Below are 20,286 nucleotides of genomic sequence, written 5' to 3'. Positions count from 1 at the left end.
TAGCCTGAATCGCTACACCAGCGGCTTCTCGGCGTTTTGATCCTGATCCACAGCAAAACAAGCCACCAGCTGGCCGCCGTAGTCTTTCAGCTGTGGCTGAAGCTGCGTGCACGGCCCGAAACGACGACGGCAGCGCGCGTTAAACGCACAGCCCGGCGGCGGATTCAGCGGGCTTGGCAGCTCGCCGGTCAGCTTAATGCGTTCGCGGCGCTCGTCCGGGTTCAGACGCGGCGTCGCGGACAGCAGCGCCTGAGTGTACGGATGCTGAGGATTGTTGAAGATCTGATCCTTGGTGCCCTTCTCCACGCAGCGGCCCAGGTACATCACCATCACTTCATCGGCGATGTGTTCCACCACCGACAAATCGTGAGAGATGAAGACGTAAGACAGCCCCATATCCTGCTGCAAATCCATCATCAGGTTCAGCACCTGTGCACGCACGGAAACGTCGAGCGCAGACACGGGTTCGTCGGCGATCACCACGTCCGGATCGAGCATCAGACCACGCGCGATGGCGATACGCTGACGCTGGCCGCCTGAGAACATGTGCGGATAGCGATCGTAGTGCTCCGTTTTCAGGCCGACTTTCGCCATCATCTCCAGCACTTTTTCCCGGCGCTCCGCTTTGCTGAGCGTAGTGTTGATTTGCAGCGGCTCTTCCAGAATCTGGCTCACCTTCTTACGCGGGTTCAGCGAACCGTACGGGTTCTGGAAGACAATCTGGATTTTCTGGCGGCGCAGCTTCTGGGCGTGCGGATCGTGCTGCAGCAGATCCTGGCCCTGATAGTAGAGCTCGCCGCCGGTCGGGACTTCAATCATCGTCAGCAGACGACCCAGCGTGGATTTCCCACAGCCGGATTCCCCGACCACCGCCAGCGTTTTCCCGCGCTCAAGGGTGAATGAAACCCCATCAAGGGCTTTTACCAGGCGCTCCGGAGCAAACATGCCCTTCTTCACCGGATAGTGTTTTTTCAGGTCGATAGCCTGCAACAGCGGCTGCTGCGAGGTGGCCTCGTGCGTACTCATAGGGTTGGCCTCCCGGCATCATCGAGTGGGAAGTGGCATTTCGACTGGCGACCGTTGTCCACCAGATTCAGTTCAGGTTCTACCGTGCGGCATTTGTCTGTCGCATACGGGCAACGCGGGTTAAGCAGGCAGCCGTTCGGGCGGTCATACTTGCCCGGCACCACGCCCGGCAGCGAGGCCAGACGGGCTTTGTCCTGCGCAAATTCCGGCAGCGCGCGCAGCAGCGCCTGGGTGTATGGATGCCGCGGCGCGCGGAAGATATCCTGCGCGGCCCCGGTTTCCACTACCTGGCCTGCGTACATCACGATGATTTTGTGTGCCGCTTCCGCTACCAGCGCCAGGTCATGAGTGATCAGCACCAGCGCCATGTTCTCTTTCTGCTGAAGCTCCAGCAGCAGCTCGATGATCTGCGCCTGAATGGTCACGTCGAGCGCCGTCGTCGGCTCATCGGCGATCAGCAGCTTTGGCCGACAGGCAATCGCCATCGCGATCATTACGCGCTGGCTCATCCCGCCGGAAAGCTGGTGCGGATAAACGTCCAGGCGCGATGCCGGATCGGGAATACCGACCTGATTCAGCAGATCGATGGCCCGCTGACGGCGCGTTTTCTTATTGCCGCCCTGGTGTACCTTGATGGCTTCCATAATCTGGTAGCCGACGGTGTAGCACGGGTTCAGGCTGGTCATCGGGTCCTGGAAGATCATCGCCACTTCCGCGCCCACCAGCTGACGGCGCTCTTTTTCGGAAATGCGCTTCAGGTCGCGACCGTTAAACTCCAGTTTTTCCGCCATCACGCGGCCCGGGTAATCAATCAGCCCCATGATCGCCAGCGAGCTGACGGATTTACCGGAGCCGGATTCACCCACGATACCGACCACTTCGCCCTGCTTTACGCTATAGCTGATGCGGTCCACGGCGCGAAACGGGGTGCCTTCGTCACCGAAGTGCACCGATAATTTATCTACATTTAATAACGCCATCTCGTGCCTCTTACTGCTTCAGTTTGGGATCCAGCGCGTCACGCAGACCGTCGCCCATCAGGTTAAATGCCAGCACCGTCAGCAGGATAGCGAGACCCGGGAAGGTCACGACCCACCAGGCGCTTTGCGCGAACTGCAACACATCGGAGAGCATGGTGCCCCACTCCGGTGTTGGCGGCTGCGCACCCATGCCAAGGAAGCCAAGAGCGGCCATATCGAGAATGGCGTTCGAGAAGCCGAGCGACGCCTGAACAATCAGCGGCGCGAGGCAGTTTGGGAAAATATTGACGAACATCTGGCGCATTGCGCCGGCGCCCGCCACGCGGGAAGCGGTGACGTAGTCGCGGTTCACTTCCACCAGCACTGCGGCACGCGTCAAGCGCACGTAGTGAGGAAGGGCCACGAAGGTCAGCGCCAGCGCGGCGTTGCCGATGGACGGGCCGAAAATCGCCACCAATACCAGCGCCAGCAGCAGGCTCGGCAGCGCCAGCATGATGTCGACGACACGCATGATGATGTTATCGACGATGCCGCCGAAGTAGCCCGCCACCAGACCGAGGACAATCCCCAGCACCAGCGACAGCACCACCACCAGACAACCCACCAGCAGCGACAGGCGGGCGCCGTACATCAGACGCGAGAGCACGTCGCGACCCACGTCATCGGTGCCCAGCAGATGCGCGAAGCTGCCGCCTTCCTGCCAGAACGGCGGAGCCAGCAGCGAATCACGGAACTGATCCGCCGGGTTGTACGGCGACAGCCAGTTGGCGAAGATCGCGATAAACATCACCACGACGACATACACCAGCCCGATGACTGCGCCTTTATTACGTTTAAAGTAGTGCCAGAACTCCTGCAACGGGGTCATAGGCACCGGTGCAGCAACTTTAGATTCAGTGACTTGTGACATGATGGCCCCTTACTTCCGATGACGAATACGCGGGTTCACCACGCCGTACAGCAGGTCGACCAGCAGGTTAACGAGGATAATCATCGTCGCCACCAGCAGGACGCCGCCCTGAACGACCGGGTAATCACGGCGCTGCAGGGCATCAATCAGCCAGCGCCCAAGGCCCGGCCAGGAGAAAATCGTTTCGGTCAGGATGGCGCCGGCCAGCAGCGTGCCGACCTGCAGGCCGATAACGGTAACCACCGGCAGCATCGCGTTACGCAGCGCATGAACGATGATGACGCGCATACGGGTCAGGCCTTTGGCGCGCGCGGTACGGATGTAGTCTTCACCGAGCACTTCCAGCATCGCCGAACGGGTCATACGCACGATGACCGCCAGCGGGATGGTGCCGAGCACCACCGCAGGCAGCACCATGTGTGCCAGCGCGTCGATAAAGTCGCCCGGCTCGCCCCAGATGGCGGTATCAATCAGCATGAAGCCCGTCAACGGCAGCGTATCGTCGAGGAACACCGAGTCGCTGATACGCCCGGATACCGGCGCGAGGTTCAGCTGCACCGACACCAGCATGATCAGCATCATGCCCCACCAGAAGATAGGCATGGAGTAGCCAGTCAGCGCGAGGCCCACGGCGGTATGGTCAAATATGGATCCACGCTTAACGGCAGCCAGCACGCCGACGGGAATGCCCACGGCCACGGCGAAAATCATCGCGCACACGCCAAGTTCCAGCGTAGCTTTGAAACGTGGAACGAACTCGTCCCACACCGGCAGGCGGCTTTTCAGCGAAATGCCTAAATCGCCGTGCAGAACGCCCCAGATATAGTTGAGATACTGCTGCCACATCGGCTTATCAAGACCCAATGCGGCCAGAAGCTGGGCGTGACGCTCAGGGGAAATACCGCGCTCGCCCGCCATAATCATCACCGGGTCGCCGGGGATCATATGGACAAAGGCAAAGGTGAGCAGGGTAATACCGATAAAGGTCGGGATGACTAATCCCAGACGTCGGAGGATGAACTGCAACATAACACGTACTCTCTCTCATAACGTACAGCCTGGCGACGGTACGTCGTATTGCTCATCAGACTCTCCCCAATTTGGAGAGAAGAAGCCCGTTCCCTCCCCCAAGGGGGAGAGGGAATCAGGCAAGGTACTTATTATTCGACAGAGACGTTTTCGAAGTGGTGCTTGCCAAGCGGATCAACCACATAGCCTTTGACTTCTTTACGCACTGGCTCGTACACGGTGGAGTGAGCGATGATCAGCGCCGGAGCCTGGTCATGCATGACAACCTGAGCCTGCTTGTACAGTTCAATACGCTTGTTGTGATCGTCGGTCGCACGCGCTGGCTGAATCAGGTCTTCAAACGGCTTGTAGCACCAGCGGGAGTAGTTGGAGCCGTCTTTCGCTGCCGCACAGCTGAACAGGGTCGCGAAGAAGTTGTCCGGATCCCCATTATCACCGGTCCAGCCCATCATCACAGACTGATGCTCACCGGCTTTCGCACGCTTCAGGTACTCGCCCCACTCGTAGGTCACGATGTTGGCTTTCACGCCTACTTTCGCCCAGTCAGCCTGAATCATCTCAGCCATACGGCGAGCGTTCGGGTTGTATGGACGCTGAACCGGCATCGCCCACAGGTCGATGGTGAAGCCATCGGCGTGGCCCGCTTCTTTCAGCAGTTCTTTCGCTTTTTCCGGATCGTAGGTGTAATCCTTAACGTCGTCGTTATAGCCCCACATGGTTGGTGGGATCAGGTTCTTCGCGGCAACGCCAGCGCCCTGATAAACGGCTTTGATGATCGCCTCTTTGTTCACCGCGTAGGTCAGCGCCTGACGAACTTTGACTTCATCCAGCGGTTTCTTCTCGGTGTTGAAGGAGAGATAGCCCACGTTCAGGCCAGCCTGAGACAGCAGGTTGATGTTTTTGTCCTGCTTCATGCGAGCAATGTCAGCCGGGTTCGGGTACGGCATAACCTGGCACTCGTTTTTCTGCAGTTTGGCATAACGCACGGATGCATCAGGCGTGATGGAGAAGACCAGACGGTCGATCTGCGGCTTGGTGCCCCAGTAGCCCGGGAACGCTTTGTACAGAATACGGGAGTCTTTCTGGTACTGCAGCAGCTGGAACGGACCAGTACCGATTGGGTTCAGGTCTACTTTCTCCGGCGTACCGGCTTTCAGCATGTTGTCTGCGTATTCTTTGGAGAGAATGGACGCAAAGTCCATTGCCAGATCCGCGAGGAACGGAGACTCCGGACGAGTCAGCACGAACTGAACGGTGTTGTCGTCCACTTTCTTCACTTCGCTGATCAGATCCGGCAGGCCCATGCCTTCAAAGTATTCGTAGCTGCCGCCAGAGACTTTGTGGTACGGGTTTTTGTCGTTTTTCTGACGATCGAAGGAGAAGACGATGTCGTCCGCGTTCATGTCGCGGGTCGGTTTAAAATCTTTGTTGTCCTGCCACTTCACGCCCTGACGCAGGTGGAAAGTGTAGGTTTTGCCGTCGGCGCTGACGTCCCACTTCTCAGCCAGACCCGGGACGATTTCGGTGGTACCGGTTTTGAATTCGACCAGACGGTTATAGATCGGTACAGAACTCGCATCGTAAGTCGTACCAGAGGTGAACAGCTGTGGGTTAAAGCCTTCCGGCGAGCCTTCAGAACAGTAAACCAGGGTTTTGGCCTGCACGCTTGCCGCAACGGTCAAAGCCACCAGGCTGAGACCAAGCTTCAGCATCCCTGACTTTTTCAAGGAAATACTCATTATTCTGCTCCAAATGTGATGTTTGTTTGTTGTGTATTTCCGCCAGGCCTTTATTTATTTTTTACCCGGTCTGGTCGGTAGTGCCCGAAGGCGTTAAAAGGGTTGGAGATTCCTTTCAGAAGAGCGGCTGAGTAGCAGCGCAGATTCTCCCTGAAATGCCCCTCATGCCCTACAATCTGTCAACAAGATGTGCAAACGTCAATACAGGTAACCGGGATTTACATCAGCGGTGAGAAACCACTGACAAAGATTAAAAAAACTTCGACAGGGTATTTTCAGCAGGGAAATTTATGCTACGCGCTTAACAGCAGCACAATCATCTTCACACCTTGCAATAACCAGTGATTAACAATTGCGCGAAATACTAAAAATTTCTGGCAGAATGGCGATTATCTGAGCGATTAATAGCGTGAACGTTAAAACGCACAGGTGAAAATGCTGAGCTTATCCATAAGTAACGCAAGATTTGAGCTTATCAAATATAAAAAAATACAATGGAATATGTCACAAAACGGTGAGCTGACGGCGGGATGTGGGGTGAACAGGGGGTTTTTGCTATTCTGCTCATATTGCCCGGCGGCACTGCGTTTGCACGGGCCTACAAAGGCCGCAGTTTCGTAGGTCGGGTAAGGCGAAGCCGCCACCCGACGATAGCCCCGGAGCTTCTCATCCTCGTCAAGCTACAGTTGTAAAAAAGCCGCTCAAAAGAGCGGCTTTTCAAATGTGGTCGGCGAGAGAGGATTCGAACCTCCGACCCACTGGTCCCAAACCAGTTGCGCTACCAAGCTGCGCTACTCGCCGAATGCGGAGCGCATCTTACTGCTGCGATGCTACCCCGTCAATCCCTTTTCGCCAAAAGCCAGGTCGATCGGCGAGAAACTCGCCAGCCCGCTATTTCCCGCCTGCCGGAACGCGGCACCAGTTGCTGTTTTCGTTGATACCGCCGTCCGGCGAGGTGTATCCGAGGCAGCCCATTATGGTGTCGTAAAGCTCCACATGGCGACGCGGAACCTTCATTTCAGCCTGCGCTTTCAGATGCTGGAACGCCTGTTCATTCGCCGGGTTTTCACGATACTTATCCGACATCCAGACCAGCATCGGCACGCGGAACTGCTCCGGCGGCGCGAGCTTGCGCGGCGTACCGTGCAGATGCTCCTGCTCGTTGATGGATTCACCATGGTCGGCGGCATAGAACACGATCGCCTTTTTATCCCGCAGTTGGTCAAACACACGACTGATAAAGGTATCGATATACAGCACCGAGTTGTCGTAGGCGTTCATCAGCTCCTGCTTGCTGCAGTTTTTGTTAATCCCCACGCACTCAGGCCCCCATTTAGCGAAATCACGGGTGTAGCGCTGATAGTAGCTGTAGTGAGATCCTTTAGTGTGCAGGATTATCAAATGCTTACCTTTAGGATGCCCTTCCAGCGAGCGGGACATCTCGTTCAGCAACAGCATGTCGTCCACATCTTTGCCACGGTTGCGCGGCTCGGCGCCGATCTGCTCGCGGTAGGCAATGTTATCGGCCATGGTATTACTGTAGAACCACATCTCACTCTGCATCGCGAACAAGTCGGAACTGAAACCAAGCTGCTTCAGAACGGCAAAGACATTCTGCTCTTTCAGGGTTCGCTGTGGATTATCATCCGCGCCGCCCTGACGGACAAACATACAGCGTAAAGAGAGCTTCGTTGCGGTATCGCAGGAGTAGCCGCGATAGGCGACCAGGTTTTTCTCCTGCGCTAATTTTGGCGTGGTGTTCCGGTCATAACCCAGAATCCCCATGTGATCCCAGCGGGTGGTTTCGCCGATGATAAACACCACATAGGTGTCATCCAGCTCATGGCCCGGCGCCACATAGGTGAATTTCTTCGCCGGGTTGATCAGGGATTTGTTATCCGTAGATTCATCCACCTGTGCCCAGGCATACAGGCCCAGTGCTGAGAGCCAGTTCGAGGGCAAATAAGAGTTCGCCACTACGCCGCCGTAGCTTGGCATATCCACGCCGGTGGCTTTTTCGATTTTCTTCTGCTGCTGCTCCATGACCCGAATCGGTGCCCAGACCAGCAGCCCTGCCATCACCACCACGGCGATATTCCGCAGGCGCTGACCGCGGGTGCGAAGCTGACGCAGCAGCGTGTAACGGCAGCGGTTGCTCCAGATGAAGAACAGCGGCGGCAGGCTTGCCAGCACGGTCCACATCATCAGGCCGCGCCCTACCACTTCTTTGGACAAATCGATGTCGGTAGTCATGACAGAAGCAACGATACCGTAGCCAATCACCACGTTCATAAACGTCATGTAGTAGCTGGCGGCGGCGGAAATCACCACCACAAGCGAGGCCAGCACCTTCCAGGGACGGCGGCCAAAAAGCGAGAGCAGTCGTAACAGGAAGAAGGTAGCGAGAACCGAACCAAAGATTTCGATGACGGCAAAAATCCCATTTCTGACCGTCAGATCTTCAAGGTAGCCCATCAGGCGTCTGATGAGCACGGCACCGTTCAGGAACAGGCCGATATACAGCGCCAGGAACAAGCACAGCCGCTGTTGCGTTAACGATTTAATGTAATTCATGCAAGCAAACCCTGGGAAAAGGGGTATAAAAAACCGACTTAGCCGTCGGCATGACGGTAAGCAGATTAAGGAATCGCGTAAGAAACAGTTATGAGAAACGTCTATAAGCGCAACAAGTAGACCATGACATGCGGGAAAAGTGTCATCAGGAAATGCGATCGGGGGCAATATTTACAAAAATAATTGCCCCCCGAGGGAAGATTTATTCCGTGAATGTATTACTCGCGGATAAAAAGCGGTGAAATCAGGCGTGCGCCTCCTGCAGCGTCTCACGGTTTGGCTGACGAATGGTGCTGGACAGCGCCAGAGACAGAATCAGCAGCGCGAAGATCACGCAGAACGTCACGTAGAACCCACCGAACAGCGACGCGATGATGGAACCACAGATGCTGCCAATCCCGAAACCGAGATAAATCACGCCATAGTTTTTTGCCAGATTGTTCAGACCGAAGAATTCGCTGACCAGCGACGGGAACACGGTAATGGTGCCGCCAAAGTTAAATGCCACGCAGGCAATCGCGGCAAAGAAGCTCACGGCATTCAGCGGAGCGAACAGCAGCGCCGCCATACCCACCAGCGAAATCACCTGACCAATTGTAATCACACGAATGCGGGCGATTTTATCGGAAAGAATACCGAGCACCAGACGGCCGCTCAGGTTAGCGATGGAAATCACCGTCACCGCATTTGCCGCGGTCATCACGTCGAGATGGACCATGCTCTGCGCAATATCTTTCGCCACGCCAATCACGTACAGGCCGCTCATGCAGGCAGTCAGGAACATTACCGCCAGCATCCAGTACTGCGGTTTACGCATCGACTGTGCCAGCGTGAAGTCGTTATCTACTACGCCGTTATGGGTTTTCACTTCCTGCAGCGGGGCGTCTTTCATCAGCGTCGCGCCGAAGACAATCATCACCAGCACAATTGCGCCCCAGATCATAAAGGTCTTCTCAAGACCAACGCTTGCCAGCAGCTGGCTGTCGATAAACTTGAAGCCGAGGCTACCGAGGCCATAGGCGCCGATGGAGAACGCCGAAATCAGCCCTTTGCGCTCCGGGAACCACTTAACGCAGTTGGAGAGCGTCAGCAGATACCCTGCTCCGTCCGCCAGCCCCACCAACACACCGGCGCTCAGCCACAGCATCATCAGGTTATTGGCATGGGCGGTGAGGAAGAAACCGACGCCAAGTAGAATGCCGGACGCCATGGTCACACGCTTCACGCCAAATCGTTCCTGTAACTTACCGGCCACGGAGGACGAAATCGCCAGACCCAGGCTCAGCAGACCGAAGGAAAACGCCACCTGGCTTACCGGTTCATCCAGCTTGGTGGACAGCGCGCCGTTAAACAGGCTCCAGGTATAAACTGACCCCAGCGCAAACTGGGTGATGATGGTCCCGATCAGCGTCAGCCAGCGGGTAGAAGGACGGATTGCAGCGTTCATCGCAGAGTTGCCTTATGAAGATTAACTGCTGCTTAAAATAACGAAGTGCACTTCATGGCAGGTTAAAAAAGGCATGAACTGCCGCCAGCGCGGAATGAAATGCACTGAATGCAGAATGAATGACATTGCCGAAAAGAAAAAAGTACGAACGTGAGCGGTCACTATCACGCTAAAGCGCGTCATCATTGTAATAAGATGGGAATAAAAGTGTGCTAAAAGCGTTTATGAAATGTTAGAAACGAGCGCTGACGCCCATAACGTAGAGATAGTTGGCGCTGACGCTCATGTTATCCGCCTGAGATAAGGCAGCATAGGCTGCAACGTTCTGATTTAAAAGCATATCGGCCCCAACCGTAACGTCAACCCAGTTGCCGTCCTGCGTGGAAGTAGGCGTCCGGTTCAGGCCCGATTGCGACTTCCACTGGTTCTCGCCAAACTGCTGGTTGTAGCTAATTTGCGCCCAGGGATGCACGCCCCACAGCGGCTGCGAGTCAAAGCGCCAGCCGAGCGTGCTGATGCTGGCGTGCCACATCGGATCGGTCAGCGCCGTGGTGCTGGTATCGCTGTCGCCAAATTCATTCCAGACAGAAGTCGCCGAGCCGTCATAATGCCAGCTTGCCACCGGGCCGGTGGTGAACATCGCGCTTAAGGGAATATTCCAGCCCACGCTTAACGTGCGCGTGGCGTCCAGCGGAGTCTCATCAGGATGATTCACGGCAACGCCAGGCTGCATTTGCGCGGCGCTGATGCGTTCCGCGAGAATGTCGTCATAACGCGGTTGGTGATCGCTATCCCAGGTATAGCGTTCAGGCGTATTACTTTGCGGGTCAGAAACGATATATTCCTGTTGCCAGGCGAATGCCGATGTCACAAAAGACATCCACACAAAAACAGAAGCCGGGTAGACACAACCCCGAAAGCCATTGCAATTCTTAACGATCATTTTTGCGACTCCGAAAGAGCCGAACCCGGCATTGTTGTTATGATTTTTTTCGCAACTGCGTATTACTAAATATTGCCATTTTATTTCTGTCGTCAAGGCAGGTTGTACATTTCTTCAGAGACATCAAAAAAGTGGGAGAATCAGATGGAACGTTGCGGTTGGGTAAGTACAGACCCGCTTTACATGGCTTACCACGATAGCGAATGGGGCGTAGCTCAGAGGGATAACCAAAAGCTGTTTGAAATGATCTGCCTTGAAGGCCAGCAGGCCGGGCTTTCGTGGATAACGGTGCTGAAAAAGCGTGAAAACTACCGCGAAGCATTCCACCACTTTGATCCGGTAAAAGTCGCCGCTATGGACGAAGCCGACGTAGAGAAACTGGTGCTCAACGCGGGTATCATTCGCCACCGCGGGAAAATTCAGGCCATTATCGGCAACGCCCGCGCTTATCTGGCGATGCAGGCCAACGGCGAAGACTTCGCGGATTTCGTCTGGTCATTTGTCGATAACCACGCGCAGGTGAGCCATGCCGCCAGCCTCGCTGAAATCCCCACCAGCACGCCCGCCTCGGATGCGCTGTCGAAGGCGCTGAAAAAGCGCGGCTTCAAATTTGTCGGCACCACGATTTGCTACTCCTTTATGCAGGCCTGCGGACTGGTCAACGACCATATTACCGGCTGCTTCTGCTATCCCGGAGGCGATGATGATCCGCAAATGGCAAAATAACGATCGCAGCCCTTTGCTGGCGCTGTGGCTCGAAAGCACCATCTATGCCCATCCGTTTATTGAAGAAAGCTACTGGCATGACAGCGAGCCGCTGGTGCGCGACGTCTATTTTCCCGCCTCGCACACGTGGGTCTGGGAAGAGGAAGGCAACGTGAAAGGCTTCATCAGCGTGATGGATCAGCGCTTTATTGGGGCGCTGTTTGTCGCCCCTGACAGCATCGGGCGCGGCATTGGCCGGGCGCTACTCGCATTTATCTGCGACCGCTACCCGGATTTAAGCCTTGAGGTGTACCAGAAGAACAGCCGGGCAGTGAATTTCTACCATGCGCAGGGCTTTCGTATTGAAGACAGCGCATGGCAGGATGACACTCAGCAGCCGACCTGGCTTATGCGCTGGCAGGCGGATCGAATGCCGTAAGCGGAAGCCACGGCCCGTGGTATTTCTCCAGCCACACCAGCGCCGTATTCCCCGCACAGCCGTTCCCCAGCTTCGAGCTGGGGATGTCTTTGGTCAGCACGTTCACCGCGCCGTTTTTGCAGATGCCACCGGCCTCACGATCCAGATCCGGCCACGCGCCTTCGTGCAGGCAAATCACGCCCGGTCGGATCCCCCCGGACACCACCGCTCCGGCCAGCACCTGCCCGCGTGAGTTCCAGACGCGCACCAGATCGCCATCGCTGATGCCGCGCGCCCTGGCGTCTTCAGGATTTAACGTCAAAGGCTCGCGCCCCGCCACGGCATACTTCTCACGCAGGGAGGTGTGATTGAGCTGGCTGTGCAAACGGTGCGCCGGATGTGCAGACAACAGCTGAAGCTGGCCGGGCTGCGCATTGCCGTGCCACTCGTCAGGCTCAAGCCACGTCGGGTGCCCCGGACAGTCGGCATAGCCGAATCCGGCGATGCGCTGCGAATAGATTTCAATCCTGCCGCTGTCTGTTTTCAGCGGGTTGGCCTGAGGATCCTTGCGGAAGGCCGCGAAGCGGATGAACTGCGCGCTCTGTTCGCTCTCCGGCATTTCAATAAGCGCATTCGCTTCCCAGAATTCACGGAACGGCGGCAGCGTCACCTGTTGGCTGGCACCGCGCTGTCCGGCTATCTCATAGAAGGTCTCTAACCATTCGAGATCGCTTTTCCCTTCGGTAAAACGTTCGCGGCCGCCCGCTTCCCAGCGCTCGCTGAGTTCGGCAAACACCTCTAAATCATCCCGCGCCTCGTCGCGCGGTGGCACCACGCGCTTCATCGGCACCAGATGCTGGTTGCTGTAGTCGCCGGTCATGGTCAAATCATTGCGCTCGAACGAGGTCGTCGCCGGTAAAACGATATCCGCATGGCGCGCGGCCGCGGTCCAGAAGCATTCGGAAATGACCACCAGCTCCGGTTTTTGCCAGGCGCGAATCAGGCGGTTGGTATCCTGATGATGGGTAAAGTTGGCCCCGCCGCACCACCAGACGAAACGAATATCCGGGAAATGGCGGTCCATGCCGTTGTGCTGGTAGGGCGCACCCGGGTTTTCCAGCGCTTCCACAATGCGCGCCACCGGGATTTTATCGACGGCATCCGTTCCGCCTTTCACGCAGCCCTGCATTGAGGCCAGCACCGCCGCACGACGCGTCGGGTTGCCGCCGTTGGCAAAGTGGTACGAAAGCCCAAAACCACCTCCCGGCGTGCCGATTTGCCCGAGCATCGCCGCCAGCGTGACCAGCATCCAGTGCTTTTGCTCACCAAACTGCTGACGCTGCATGCCCCAGCCGGACATCAGCATGGTGGTATTTTCATGGAACAGCTTCGCCAGTTCGCGGATTTTGGCTGCCTTTACGCCGCAAACTTCTTCCGCCCACTCGGCGGTTTTCGCCACGCCGTCGCGCTCACCCGTCAGGTAAAGCGCAAACTGTTCATAGCCCGTAGTGCAGCGTTCCAGGAACGCCGTATCATGCCAGCCGTTTTCCACCAGCGTATGCGCTATTCCGAGCATCAGCGCCACGTCGGTGCCCATATGCGGGGCAATCCACTCCACCGACTCCCCGAAGAAATCGACGGTTTCCGATCGCATCGGATCGATGCAGATCAGCCGTTTGCCGCTGCTCCGCAGCCTGTCGAAGAAGGTAATGCCCTGCTCATCGGAGGCGTTCCAGGCAATCTTAAGCGTATTGAGCGGGTTGGCGCTCCACAGCACCACCACGTCGGTATGTTCCAGAATCATCGGCCAGCTGGTCTGCTGCTGATAGACCTCATTGCCGCCAACGACGTAAGGCATAATCGCCTGCGCCGCCCCGGTGGAGTAATCCCCCAAATGCCCGGTATAACCACCCGCCAGGCTCATATAGCGCTGCAGCAGCGTGGCGGCTTTGTGTAACACCCCGTTCGAACGCCAGCCGTAGGAGCCCGCGAAAATCGACGCCGGGCCGTAGGTTTCACGAATTCTTTTATGCTGCGTGTGGATCAGATCCAGGGCCTCATCCCAGCTCACCCGAACAAACTCATCCTCTCCGCGCACGCCCTGCGGATTTTCTGGCGAAGCCAGAAATCCTTTGCGCACCATCGGGTAACGGACGCGCGTTTTACTGTGCACCTGATCCCGCACCACGCTTTGCAGGGAGTTTTCAAACGTGCCGGAAAGCGCGCCGCGCGAGGCCAGTACGGTGTCGCCGTCGGTGTCGACCAGCATCGGCCCCCAGTGGGCGGCGGTCAGAACGGTTTTTGTTGCGGATGAGTTGGCCAAAACAGGCTCCTGGTTTACGAATGCAGGTGTTGCGACGCCAATTTTTTCATCAGCGTTCCATTTATTTACATATTTCAGGATTGCTCCGGGAATTTTCCTCGCAATCCCGCGTCATAATCAACCGCCACGTTCGTCGTGGCAAAGAATAAAAAGGATTAAGGAAATAAGATGAAAAAACGCGTAATCGTGATTGCTGCTATGGTCAGCGGCGCACTGGCCCTTTCCGGCTGTACCACCAACCCTTATACCGGCGAGCGCGAAGCGGGCAAATCCGGTATTGGCGCAGGCATTGGCGCGCTGGCGGGGGCGGGTATCGGCATGCTGTCGTCGTCGAAGAAAGACCGCGGCAAAGGTGCGCTGATTGGTGCCGCAGCAGGTGCTGCCGTCGGCGGCGGCGCAGGGTATTACATGGATGTGCAGGAAGCGAAACTGCGCGAAAAAATGCAGGGCACCGGCGTCAGCGTCACCCGTAACGGCGACAACATCGTGCTGAATATGCCCAATAACGTCACCTTCGACAGCAGCAGCGCCAACCTGAAACCGGCGGGTGCCAACACCCTTACCGGCGTGGCAATGGTGCTCAAAGAGTATCAAAAGACGGCCGTCAACGTGGTCGGCTACACCGACAGCACCGGTAGCCAGGATCTGAACATGCGCCTGTCTCAGCAGCGTGCAGACTCCGTTGCAAGCGCGTTGATCACTCAGGGCGTTGTGGCTAACCGCATCCGCACCAGCGGAATGGGCCCGGCGAATCCGATCGCCAGCAACGGCACGGCGGAAGGCAAAGCCCAGAACCGTCGCGTAGAGATTACGCTGAGTCCGTTACAGTAACCATTATGTCGGGCGGCGAGGCAATCGCCCCCGGCTTACGTTTCCCCCAGTTCCCCCCGGCATTAACCGCTTGCCATCGCCCATTTTCACGCTAAGGTGTTCACACATTCAGGCGAAGGAACCCCTCATGGCGAACAAGGCGCGAGCGACCATCAGCGACGTGGCAAAAGCTGCAAAAACGGGCAAAACCAGCGTGTCACGCTACCTCAACGGCGAAAAACATCTGCTGTCCGATGCCCTGCTGGCACGTATTGAAACCGCAATTGCCGCTCTCGATTACCGTCCGAGCCTGATGGCGCGCGGCCTGAAGCATGGCCGAACCCGGCTGATTGGCCTGATCATCGCCGATATCACCAACCCTTACTCCGTCAACGTGCTGAGCGGTATTGAAGCCGCCTGCCGCGAGCAGGGCTTTACGCCTCTGGTCTGCAACACCAATAACGAAGTTGACCAGGAGCGGCATTACCTCGACCTGCTGCGCAGCTACCAGGTGGAAGGGATCGTGGTGAACGCCGTGGGCATGCATGAAGAGGGGCTGAACCGCCTGCAACAGTCAGCGCTGCCGATGGTACTCATCGACAGAAAAATTCCTGATTTCGCCTGCGACGTGGTGGGACTGGATAACAACCAGGCCGCCACCACGGCTACCGAACACCTTGTTGAACAAGGGTTTGAAGCACTGCTGTTCATCAGCGAACCGCTCGGAAGCGTCAACACACGCCGGGAGCGCCTGGCCGCGTTTCGCGCCACGCTTGCCCGCTATCCGGATATCAGAGCCGAGAATGTGGAAGTGCCGCTGAATGATGGCGCGCTGATTGATAACGCCCTGCGCCAGTTCCACGCCGCTCATCGCGGAATGCGTAAAGCCGTGATCTCCGCCAACGGCGCGCTGACGCTGCTGGTGGCGCGCTCCCTTAAACGTCTCGGCCTGCACTGGGGAAGCGACATCGGTCTGCTGGGCTTTGATGAGCTGGAGTGGGCTGAACTGGCGGGCGTCGGCATTACCACCCTCAAACAGCCGACCTGGAAAATTGGCCATGCCGCCGTAGAACAGGTGGTACGGCGGATCGAAGGCAGCAACGAACCGATCCGCGAGCAGGTATTCTCCGGCGAGTTGATCGTGCGCGGATCCACCCGCCGCTAATTCCCTTGTGATGGCGATCATAAAACAGCCAGCCCTGACTTTTCTTTGGAACCGGTTCCATCTAGCGTAGTAAAGAGAAACCCCGCTCAATACGCTTTGGAGTTACCGGATGACAAGAAAAATCATCGTCGTCACTGCCGCCTATGGCCATGACCGAATCAGGTCCCTGGGCGGGCAAGCCGCCGTGCTGCCCATTATTGCCGCGGCCGGTGCCGATGGCGTCGAAATCCGCCGTGAGCTGTTGAGCCCGCAGGATATTGACCGCCTGCCACCGCTGGCAACGGCAATAGCGCACCACAACCTGCTGGCCTGCTACTCCGCCCCAGAGGCGCTGTTTACCGATGACGGTAGCCTTAACCCCCACCTTCCCGCTCTGCTTGATGAAGCCCACGCCCTGAACGCACTGTGGCTGAAGCTTTCACTCGGCCATTTCAGAAAGACAGATGAACTGACCTCATTGCGCACGCTGCTGGCCGAAAGCCCGGTGCCGCTGGTTATCGAAAATGACCAAAGCGAGCACGGCAGACTGGCGCCAATGCAGCGCTTCCTGGCGGCGGTTGGCGTGCATAGCCTGCCCGTCAGGCTGACGTTTGATATGGGCAACTGGATATGGCTGGGTGAGTCGCCTGAACAGGCCTCTCGCCTGTTAGCTCCCGGTGTGGGCTACGTGCATGTTAAAGCCGCTGAACCCCATCACACCAGCTGGCGCGCTGACGTACCGGACCGCGATCCACGCTGGGCGGCGCTGCTCGATAGCCTGCCGGGCGACGTTCCACGCGGCATTGAGTTTCCGTTGGAAGGCGACGATTTGGTCGCCGTCACCCGTCACTATGTCCGCTGGCTGCGCGAGGAGTAAACCATGAAACAGGTACTGGATGTCATCACCATCGGCGAAGCCATGGCGATGTTTGTCGCCCAGAACACCGGCGAGCTGCACCAGGTTGATCGCTTTATTAAACGCGTGGCCGGAGCTGAACTGAACGTGGCCATCGGCCTGGCACGCCTGGGGCTAAACGTCAGCTGGGTGAGCCGCGTCGGCACGGACAGCTTCGGACAGTTCGTGCTGGATTCGCTGCAACAGGAAGGAATCAACCGGGAGGGGGTAACGATGGATGAACGCTATCCGACCGGTTTCCAGCTCAAATCGAAAGCTGAAAATGGAACCGATCCCATCGTGGAATACTTCCGCAAAGGTTCGGCTGCCAGCCATCTCAGCCGGGAAGATTTTACCCTTTCACATTTCGCCCGTGCCCGCCATCTGCACCTTAGCGGCGTCGCCGCCGGTCTGTCAGACAGCGCTTATGCGCTGCTGGATCATGCCGCCAGCGAGATGAAACGGGAGGGGAAAACGATCTCCTTCGATCCCAACCTTCGTCCGGTGCTCTGGCGCAGTGAAAGCGAGATGCGCGAGAAGCTTAATCGGCTGGCCTGCAAAGCGGACTGGGTTCTACCCGGTTTGAAAGAAGGCTCGATCCTCACCGGGGAACGCACGCCGGAAGGGATTGCTGAGTTTTACCTGAGCCGCGGCGTGAAGGCAGTCATCATCAAAACCGGCGCTGACGGCGCATGGTATCAGAGCCAGGACGGCGAACGTGGTGCCGTAGCGGCGTTGAAAGTAGAGAACGTCGTCGATACCGTCGGCGCTGGCGATGGTTTTGCCGTCGGCGTCATCAGCGCACTGCTAGAAGGCAAAACGCTGCCGCAGGCCGTCACTCGCGGCAACAAAATTGGCTCGTTGGCAATTCAGGTACAGGGCGACAGCGAAGGCCTGCCCACCCGGGAAGCGCTCGGCGAGGCATAACCAGACTGCAATCTGGCCGTAAAACGAAAAAAAACGCTACCCTGTCCCCTACAAACGGCGGTGGCACCTACCTCAACAACAGAGGCTCGCATATGAACCGTTCAAGCCATGCAACGAAACGCTGGTTGTACATCATGCCTATCGTGTTTATCACCTACAGCCTGGCGTACCTCGACCGCGCAAACTTCAGTTTTGCCTCCGCCGCCGGCATCAACAACGATCTCGGCATCACCAAAGGCGTCTCCTCCCTGCTTGGGGCGCTGTTCTTCCTCGGCTACTTCTTCTTCCAGATCCCCGGTGCGGTGTACGCCGAACGCCGCAGCGTGCGCAAACTGATTTTCGTCTGCCTGATCTTATGGGGCGGCTGCGCCTCGCTGACCGGCATGGTCAGCAACATCCCGATGCTGGCCGCGATCCGCTTCATTCTGGGGATCGTCGAGGCCGCCGTGATGCCTGCGATGCTGATTTACATCAGCAACTGGTTTACCCGCTCGGAGCGCTCGCGAGCCAACACTTTCCTGATCCTCGGCAATCCCGTGACGGTGCTGTGGATGTCAGTGGTCTCCGGCTACCTGATTCAGTCCTTCGGTTGGCGTGAAATGTTTATCTTCGAGGGCATTCCGGCGGTGATTTGGGCCTTCTGCTGGTGGGTGCTGGTCAAAGACAAACCAACGCAGGTTGGTTGGCTGTCAGAGGCAGAGAAAACCGAACTACAGGCACAGCTTGACCGCGAGCAGCAGGGTATCAAAGCGGTACGTAACTATGGCGAGGCCTTCCGCTCGCGCAACGTGATTTTGCTGTGCATTCAATATTTCGCCTGGAGCATCGGGGTGTACGGGTTTGTGCTGTGGCTGCCGTCCATTATTCGCAGCGGCGGGGAAAACTTAGGCATGGTTGAAGTGGGCTGGCTCTCCGCCGTGCCTTATCTGGCGGCGACCGTTGCAATGATCCTCGCGTCCTGGGCGTCTGACAAACTGCAGAATCGTAAGCTGTTTGTCTGGCCGCTGCTGCTGATTGGCGGCCTCGCCTTCATCGGCTCCTGGGCCGTAGGGGCCGATCACTTCTGGATCTCTTACAGCCTGCTGGTGATTGCCGGTGCCGCCATGTATGCCCCGTACGGACCGTTCTTCGCCATTGTGCCGGAGATGCTGCCGCGCAACGTCGCCGGAGGTGCGATGGCGCTTATCAACAGCATGGGCGCACTGGGCTCCTTTTTCGGCTCGTGGTTTGTCGGCTATCTCAACGGCGCAACCGGCTCGCCGTCTGCCTCCTACATTTTTATGGGGGTAGCGCTTTTCGTCTCCGTGTGGCTGACTTTAATTGTTAAGCCTGCTAATAATCAAAAAATCCCCGTCGGCGCACGCCACGCCTGAACCCTTTAAAATGGAGAGAGAAATGAAACCATCCGTCATTCTCTACAAGTCATTACCTGACGATCTGCAACACCGCCTTGAGGAAAACTTTACGGTTATCAGGGTTCCAAATCTCAGCATAGAGACCGTTAACCAGCATGCCGACGCGTTTAAAAACGCCGTGGGCCTGCTCGGCTCAAGCGAAAAAGTGGGGGCTGAGCTGCTGGAAAAAATGCCCGCGCTGCGCGCCACTTCCACCATTTCCGTGGGCTATGACAATTTCGATGTCGACGCGCTAAATGCCCGCAAGGTCCTGCTGATGCACACGCCGACCGCGCTGACCGAAACCGTTGCCGACACGCTGATGGCGCTGATCCTGAGCAGCGCCCGCAGAGTTGTTGAAGTGGCCGAACGCGTCAAAGCAGGTGAGTGGACAAAGGGCATCGGCCCGGACTGGTTCGGCACTGACGTACACCATAAAACCATCGGCATCGTCGGCATGGGGCGTATTGGCCTGGCGCTGGCGCAGCGCGCGCATTTTGGCTTCGGCATGCCGGTGCTCTACAACGCCCGTCGCCAGCATAAAGAGGCTGAGGAACGTTTCAACGCTCGCCATTGCGACCTCGACACGCTGCTGCAGGAAGCGGATTTTGTCTGCTCGATTCTGCCGCTGACCGAAGAAACCCGTCACCTGTTCGGCACGAAGCAGTTCAGGCAGATGAAGCCAACGGCGATTTTCATCAACGCAGGCCGCGGCCCGGTGGTGGACGAACAAGCGCTGATCGGCGCGCTAAAAAACGGCGACATTCATGCCGCAGGGCTGGACGTATTCGAGCAGGAACCTCTGCCGGTCTCTTCAGAACTGCTGAAGCTGCCAAACGTAGTGGCGCTGCCGCATATCGGCTCTGCCACGCATGAAACGCGTTATGCGATGGCGAAAACGGCGGTGGATAACCTGATTAATGCGCTGAACGGAAAAGTGGAGACGAACTGCGTCAATCCGCAGGTGCTTTAAGAGGGAATTGCCCGGCGGCACTGCGTTTGCCGGGCCTACGCGTAGGCCG

At 57.3% G+C, this 20,286-nt stretch carries 17 protein-coding genes and 1 tRNA gene; 8 read left to right on the top strand and 10 right to left on the bottom strand.

All coding sequences use genetic code 11. The annotated features are described in order from the left end of the window. Positions 1–12: 12 nt before the first annotated feature. From dppF to AB1287_RS15665, 9 genes are all read right to left on the bottom strand, one after another. The gene (dppF, locus tag AB1287_RS15705; RefSeq protein ID WP_312626845.1) at positions 13–1,026 is read right to left on the bottom strand and encodes a dipeptide ABC transporter ATP-binding subunit DppF; all 1,014 of its coding nucleotides are present in this window, start codon (positions 1,024–1,026) and stop codon (positions 13–15) included. Continuing rightward, positions 1,023–2,006: a dipeptide ABC transporter ATP-binding protein gene (gene dppD / locus AB1287_RS15700; protein WP_312626844.1), complete on the bottom strand. Its 984-nt coding sequence runs from the start codon at positions 2,004–2,006 to the stop codon at positions 1,023–1,025. Before dppD ends, dppF begins: the two co-directional genes overlap by 4 nt. Positions 2,007–2,016: 10 nt before the next feature. After that, complete coding sequence (gene dppC / locus AB1287_RS15695; RefSeq protein WP_312626843.1) at positions 2,017–2,916, bottom strand: dipeptide ABC transporter permease DppC; 900 nt, start codon at positions 2,914–2,916, stop codon at positions 2,017–2,019. A gap of 9 nt (positions 2,917–2,925) precedes the next feature. Further along, positions 2,926–3,945: a dipeptide ABC transporter permease DppB gene (gene dppB, locus AB1287_RS15690; RefSeq protein WP_312626842.1), complete on the bottom strand. Its 1,020-nt coding sequence runs from the start codon at positions 3,943–3,945 to the stop codon at positions 2,926–2,928. A gap of 131 nt (positions 3,946–4,076) precedes the next feature. Further along, positions 4,077–5,684: a dipeptide ABC transporter periplasmic-binding protein DppA gene (gene dppA, locus AB1287_RS15685; protein ID WP_312626840.1), complete on the bottom strand. Its 1,608-nt coding sequence runs from the start codon at positions 5,682–5,684 to the stop codon at positions 4,077–4,079. Positions 5,685–6,408: 724 nt separating this feature from the next. After that, positions 6,409–6,485: transfer RNA gene (locus AB1287_RS15680), tRNA-Pro, on the bottom strand. 90 nt (positions 6,486–6,575) lie between these two features. Next, positions 6,576–8,258: a kdo(2)-lipid A phosphoethanolamine 7''-transferase gene (gene eptB / locus AB1287_RS15675; RefSeq protein WP_435618372.1), complete on the bottom strand. Its 1,683-nt coding sequence runs from the start codon at positions 8,256–8,258 to the stop codon at positions 6,576–6,578. Between the two features lie 244 nt (positions 8,259–8,502). Beyond that, complete coding sequence (locus AB1287_RS15670) at positions 8,503–9,705, bottom strand: L-lactate MFS transporter (RefSeq protein ID WP_312626838.1); 1,203 nt, start codon at positions 9,703–9,705, stop codon at positions 8,503–8,505. A 232-nt stretch (positions 9,706–9,937) separates the two neighbouring features. Beyond that, positions 9,938–10,648 (bottom strand): autotransporter domain-containing protein, encoded by a 711-nt coding sequence (locus AB1287_RS15665; RefSeq protein ID WP_435618371.1) that lies wholly within the window; start codon positions 10,646–10,648, stop codon positions 9,938–9,940. Between the two features lie 144 nt (positions 10,649–10,792). Here AB1287_RS15665 and tag point away from each other — a divergent pair, with 144 nt between their 5' ends. Further along, on the top strand, positions 10,793–11,374 hold the full coding sequence (gene tag, locus AB1287_RS15660) for a DNA-3-methyladenine glycosylase I (RefSeq protein WP_312626836.1): 582 nt from the start codon (positions 10,793–10,795) through the stop codon (positions 11,372–11,374). Beyond that, the gene (locus AB1287_RS15655) at positions 11,352–11,792 is read left to right on the top strand and encodes an N-acetyltransferase (RefSeq protein ID WP_435618470.1); all 441 of its coding nucleotides are present in this window, start codon (positions 11,352–11,354) and stop codon (positions 11,790–11,792) included. The genes tag and AB1287_RS15655 overlap by 23 nt, the downstream gene beginning before the upstream one ends. On the opposite strand, the gene AB1287_RS15650 is transcribed toward AB1287_RS15655, so the two are convergent. After that, the gene (locus tag AB1287_RS15650; RefSeq protein WP_435618370.1) at positions 11,761–14,094 is read right to left on the bottom strand and encodes a molybdopterin guanine dinucleotide-containing S/N-oxide reductase; all 2,334 of its coding nucleotides are present in this window, start codon (positions 14,092–14,094) and stop codon (positions 11,761–11,763) included. The genes AB1287_RS15655 and AB1287_RS15650 overlap by 32 nt on opposite strands. A gap of 168 nt (positions 14,095–14,262) precedes the next feature. Here AB1287_RS15650 and AB1287_RS15645 point away from each other — a divergent pair, with 168 nt between their 5' ends. The 6 genes from AB1287_RS15645 to ghrB all read left to right on the top strand — a co-directional run bounded on the left by AB1287_RS15645 (position 14,263) and on the right by ghrB (position 20,237). Continuing rightward, on the top strand, positions 14,263–14,925 hold the full coding sequence (locus AB1287_RS15645; protein ID WP_435618369.1) for an OmpA family lipoprotein: 663 nt from the start codon (positions 14,263–14,265) through the stop codon (positions 14,923–14,925). Between the two features lie 127 nt (positions 14,926–15,052). Continuing rightward, on the top strand, positions 15,053–16,069 hold the full coding sequence (locus tag AB1287_RS15640) for a LacI family DNA-binding transcriptional regulator (protein WP_435618368.1): 1,017 nt from the start codon (positions 15,053–15,055) through the stop codon (positions 16,067–16,069). 109 nt (positions 16,070–16,178) lie between these two features. Next, positions 16,179–16,925, top strand: coding sequence for a sugar phosphate isomerase/epimerase family protein (locus AB1287_RS15635; RefSeq protein WP_435618367.1), 747 nt, complete (start codon positions 16,179–16,181; stop codon positions 16,923–16,925). Positions 16,926–16,928: 3 nt separating this feature from the next. Then, complete coding sequence (locus tag AB1287_RS15630; protein ID WP_435618366.1) at positions 16,929–17,870, top strand: sugar kinase; 942 nt, start codon at positions 16,929–16,931, stop codon at positions 17,868–17,870. 92 nt (positions 17,871–17,962) lie between these two features. Further along, positions 17,963–19,243 carry an MFS transporter gene (locus AB1287_RS15625; RefSeq protein WP_435618365.1) on the top strand — a complete coding sequence of 427 codons (1,281 nt, stop codon included), beginning with the start codon at positions 17,963–17,965 and terminating at the stop codon, positions 19,241–19,243. A gap of 22 nt (positions 19,244–19,265) precedes the next feature. Continuing rightward, positions 19,266–20,237 (top strand): glyoxylate/hydroxypyruvate reductase GhrB, encoded by a 972-nt coding sequence (ghrB, locus tag AB1287_RS15620; protein ID WP_435618364.1) that lies wholly within the window; start codon positions 19,266–19,268, stop codon positions 20,235–20,237. Positions 20,238–20,286 lie beyond the last annotated feature (49 nt).

Source organism: Scandinavium sp. UTDF21-P1B (assembly GCF_040750395.1).
In the GTDB taxonomy this organism is placed as follows: domain Bacteria; phylum Pseudomonadota; class Gammaproteobacteria; order Enterobacterales; family Enterobacteriaceae; genus Scandinavium.
The sequence above is the reverse complement of the archived record's forward strand: the minus strand, read 5'-3'. Positions and strand labels throughout refer to the sequence as shown.

Coding starts and splice junctions, on each gene's coding strand:
- tag (WP_312626836.1), top strand. CDS start 10,793: ATGGAACGTTGCGGTTGGGTAAGTACAGACCCGCTTTACATGGCTTAC.
- AB1287_RS15665 (WP_435618371.1), bottom strand. CDS start 10,648: ATGATCGTTAAGAATTGCAATGGCTTTCGGGGTTGTGTCTACCCGGCT.
- AB1287_RS15655 (WP_435618470.1), top strand. CDS start 11,352: ATGATCCGCAAATGGCAAAATAACGATCGCAGCCCTTTGCTGGCGCTG.
- eptB (WP_435618372.1), bottom strand. CDS start 8,258: ATGAATTACATTAAATCGTTAACGCAACAGCGGCTGTGCTTGTTCCTG.
- dppD (WP_312626844.1), bottom strand. CDS start 2,006: ATGGCGTTATTAAATGTAGATAAATTATCGGTGCACTTCGGTGACGAA.
- AB1287_RS15625 (WP_435618365.1), top strand. CDS start 17,963: ATGAACCGTTCAAGCCATGCAACGAAACGCTGGTTGTACATCATGCCT.
- AB1287_RS15630 (WP_435618366.1), top strand. CDS start 16,929: ATGAAACAGGTACTGGATGTCATCACCATCGGCGAAGCCATGGCGATG.
- dppF (WP_312626845.1), bottom strand. CDS start 1,026: ATGAGTACGCACGAGGCCACCTCGCAGCAGCCGCTGTTGCAGGCTATC.
- dppA (WP_312626840.1), bottom strand. CDS start 5,684: ATGAGTATTTCCTTGAAAAAGTCAGGGATGCTGAAGCTTGGTCTCAGC.
- dppC (WP_312626843.1), bottom strand. CDS start 2,916: ATGTCACAAGTCACTGAATCTAAAGTTGCTGCACCGGTGCCTATGACC.
- dppB (WP_312626842.1), bottom strand. CDS start 3,945: ATGTTGCAGTTCATCCTCCGACGTCTGGGATTAGTCATCCCGACCTTT.
- AB1287_RS15640 (WP_435618368.1), top strand. CDS start 15,053: ATGGCGAACAAGGCGCGAGCGACCATCAGCGACGTGGCAAAAGCTGCA.
- AB1287_RS15645 (WP_435618369.1), top strand. CDS start 14,263: ATGAAAAAACGCGTAATCGTGATTGCTGCTATGGTCAGCGGCGCACTG.
- AB1287_RS15635 (WP_435618367.1), top strand. CDS start 16,179: ATGACAAGAAAAATCATCGTCGTCACTGCCGCCTATGGCCATGACCGA.
- AB1287_RS15670 (WP_312626838.1), bottom strand. CDS start 9,705: ATGAACGCTGCAATCCGTCCTTCTACCCGCTGGCTGACGCTGATCGGG.
- ghrB (WP_435618364.1), top strand. CDS start 19,266: ATGAAACCATCCGTCATTCTCTACAAGTCATTACCTGACGATCTGCAA.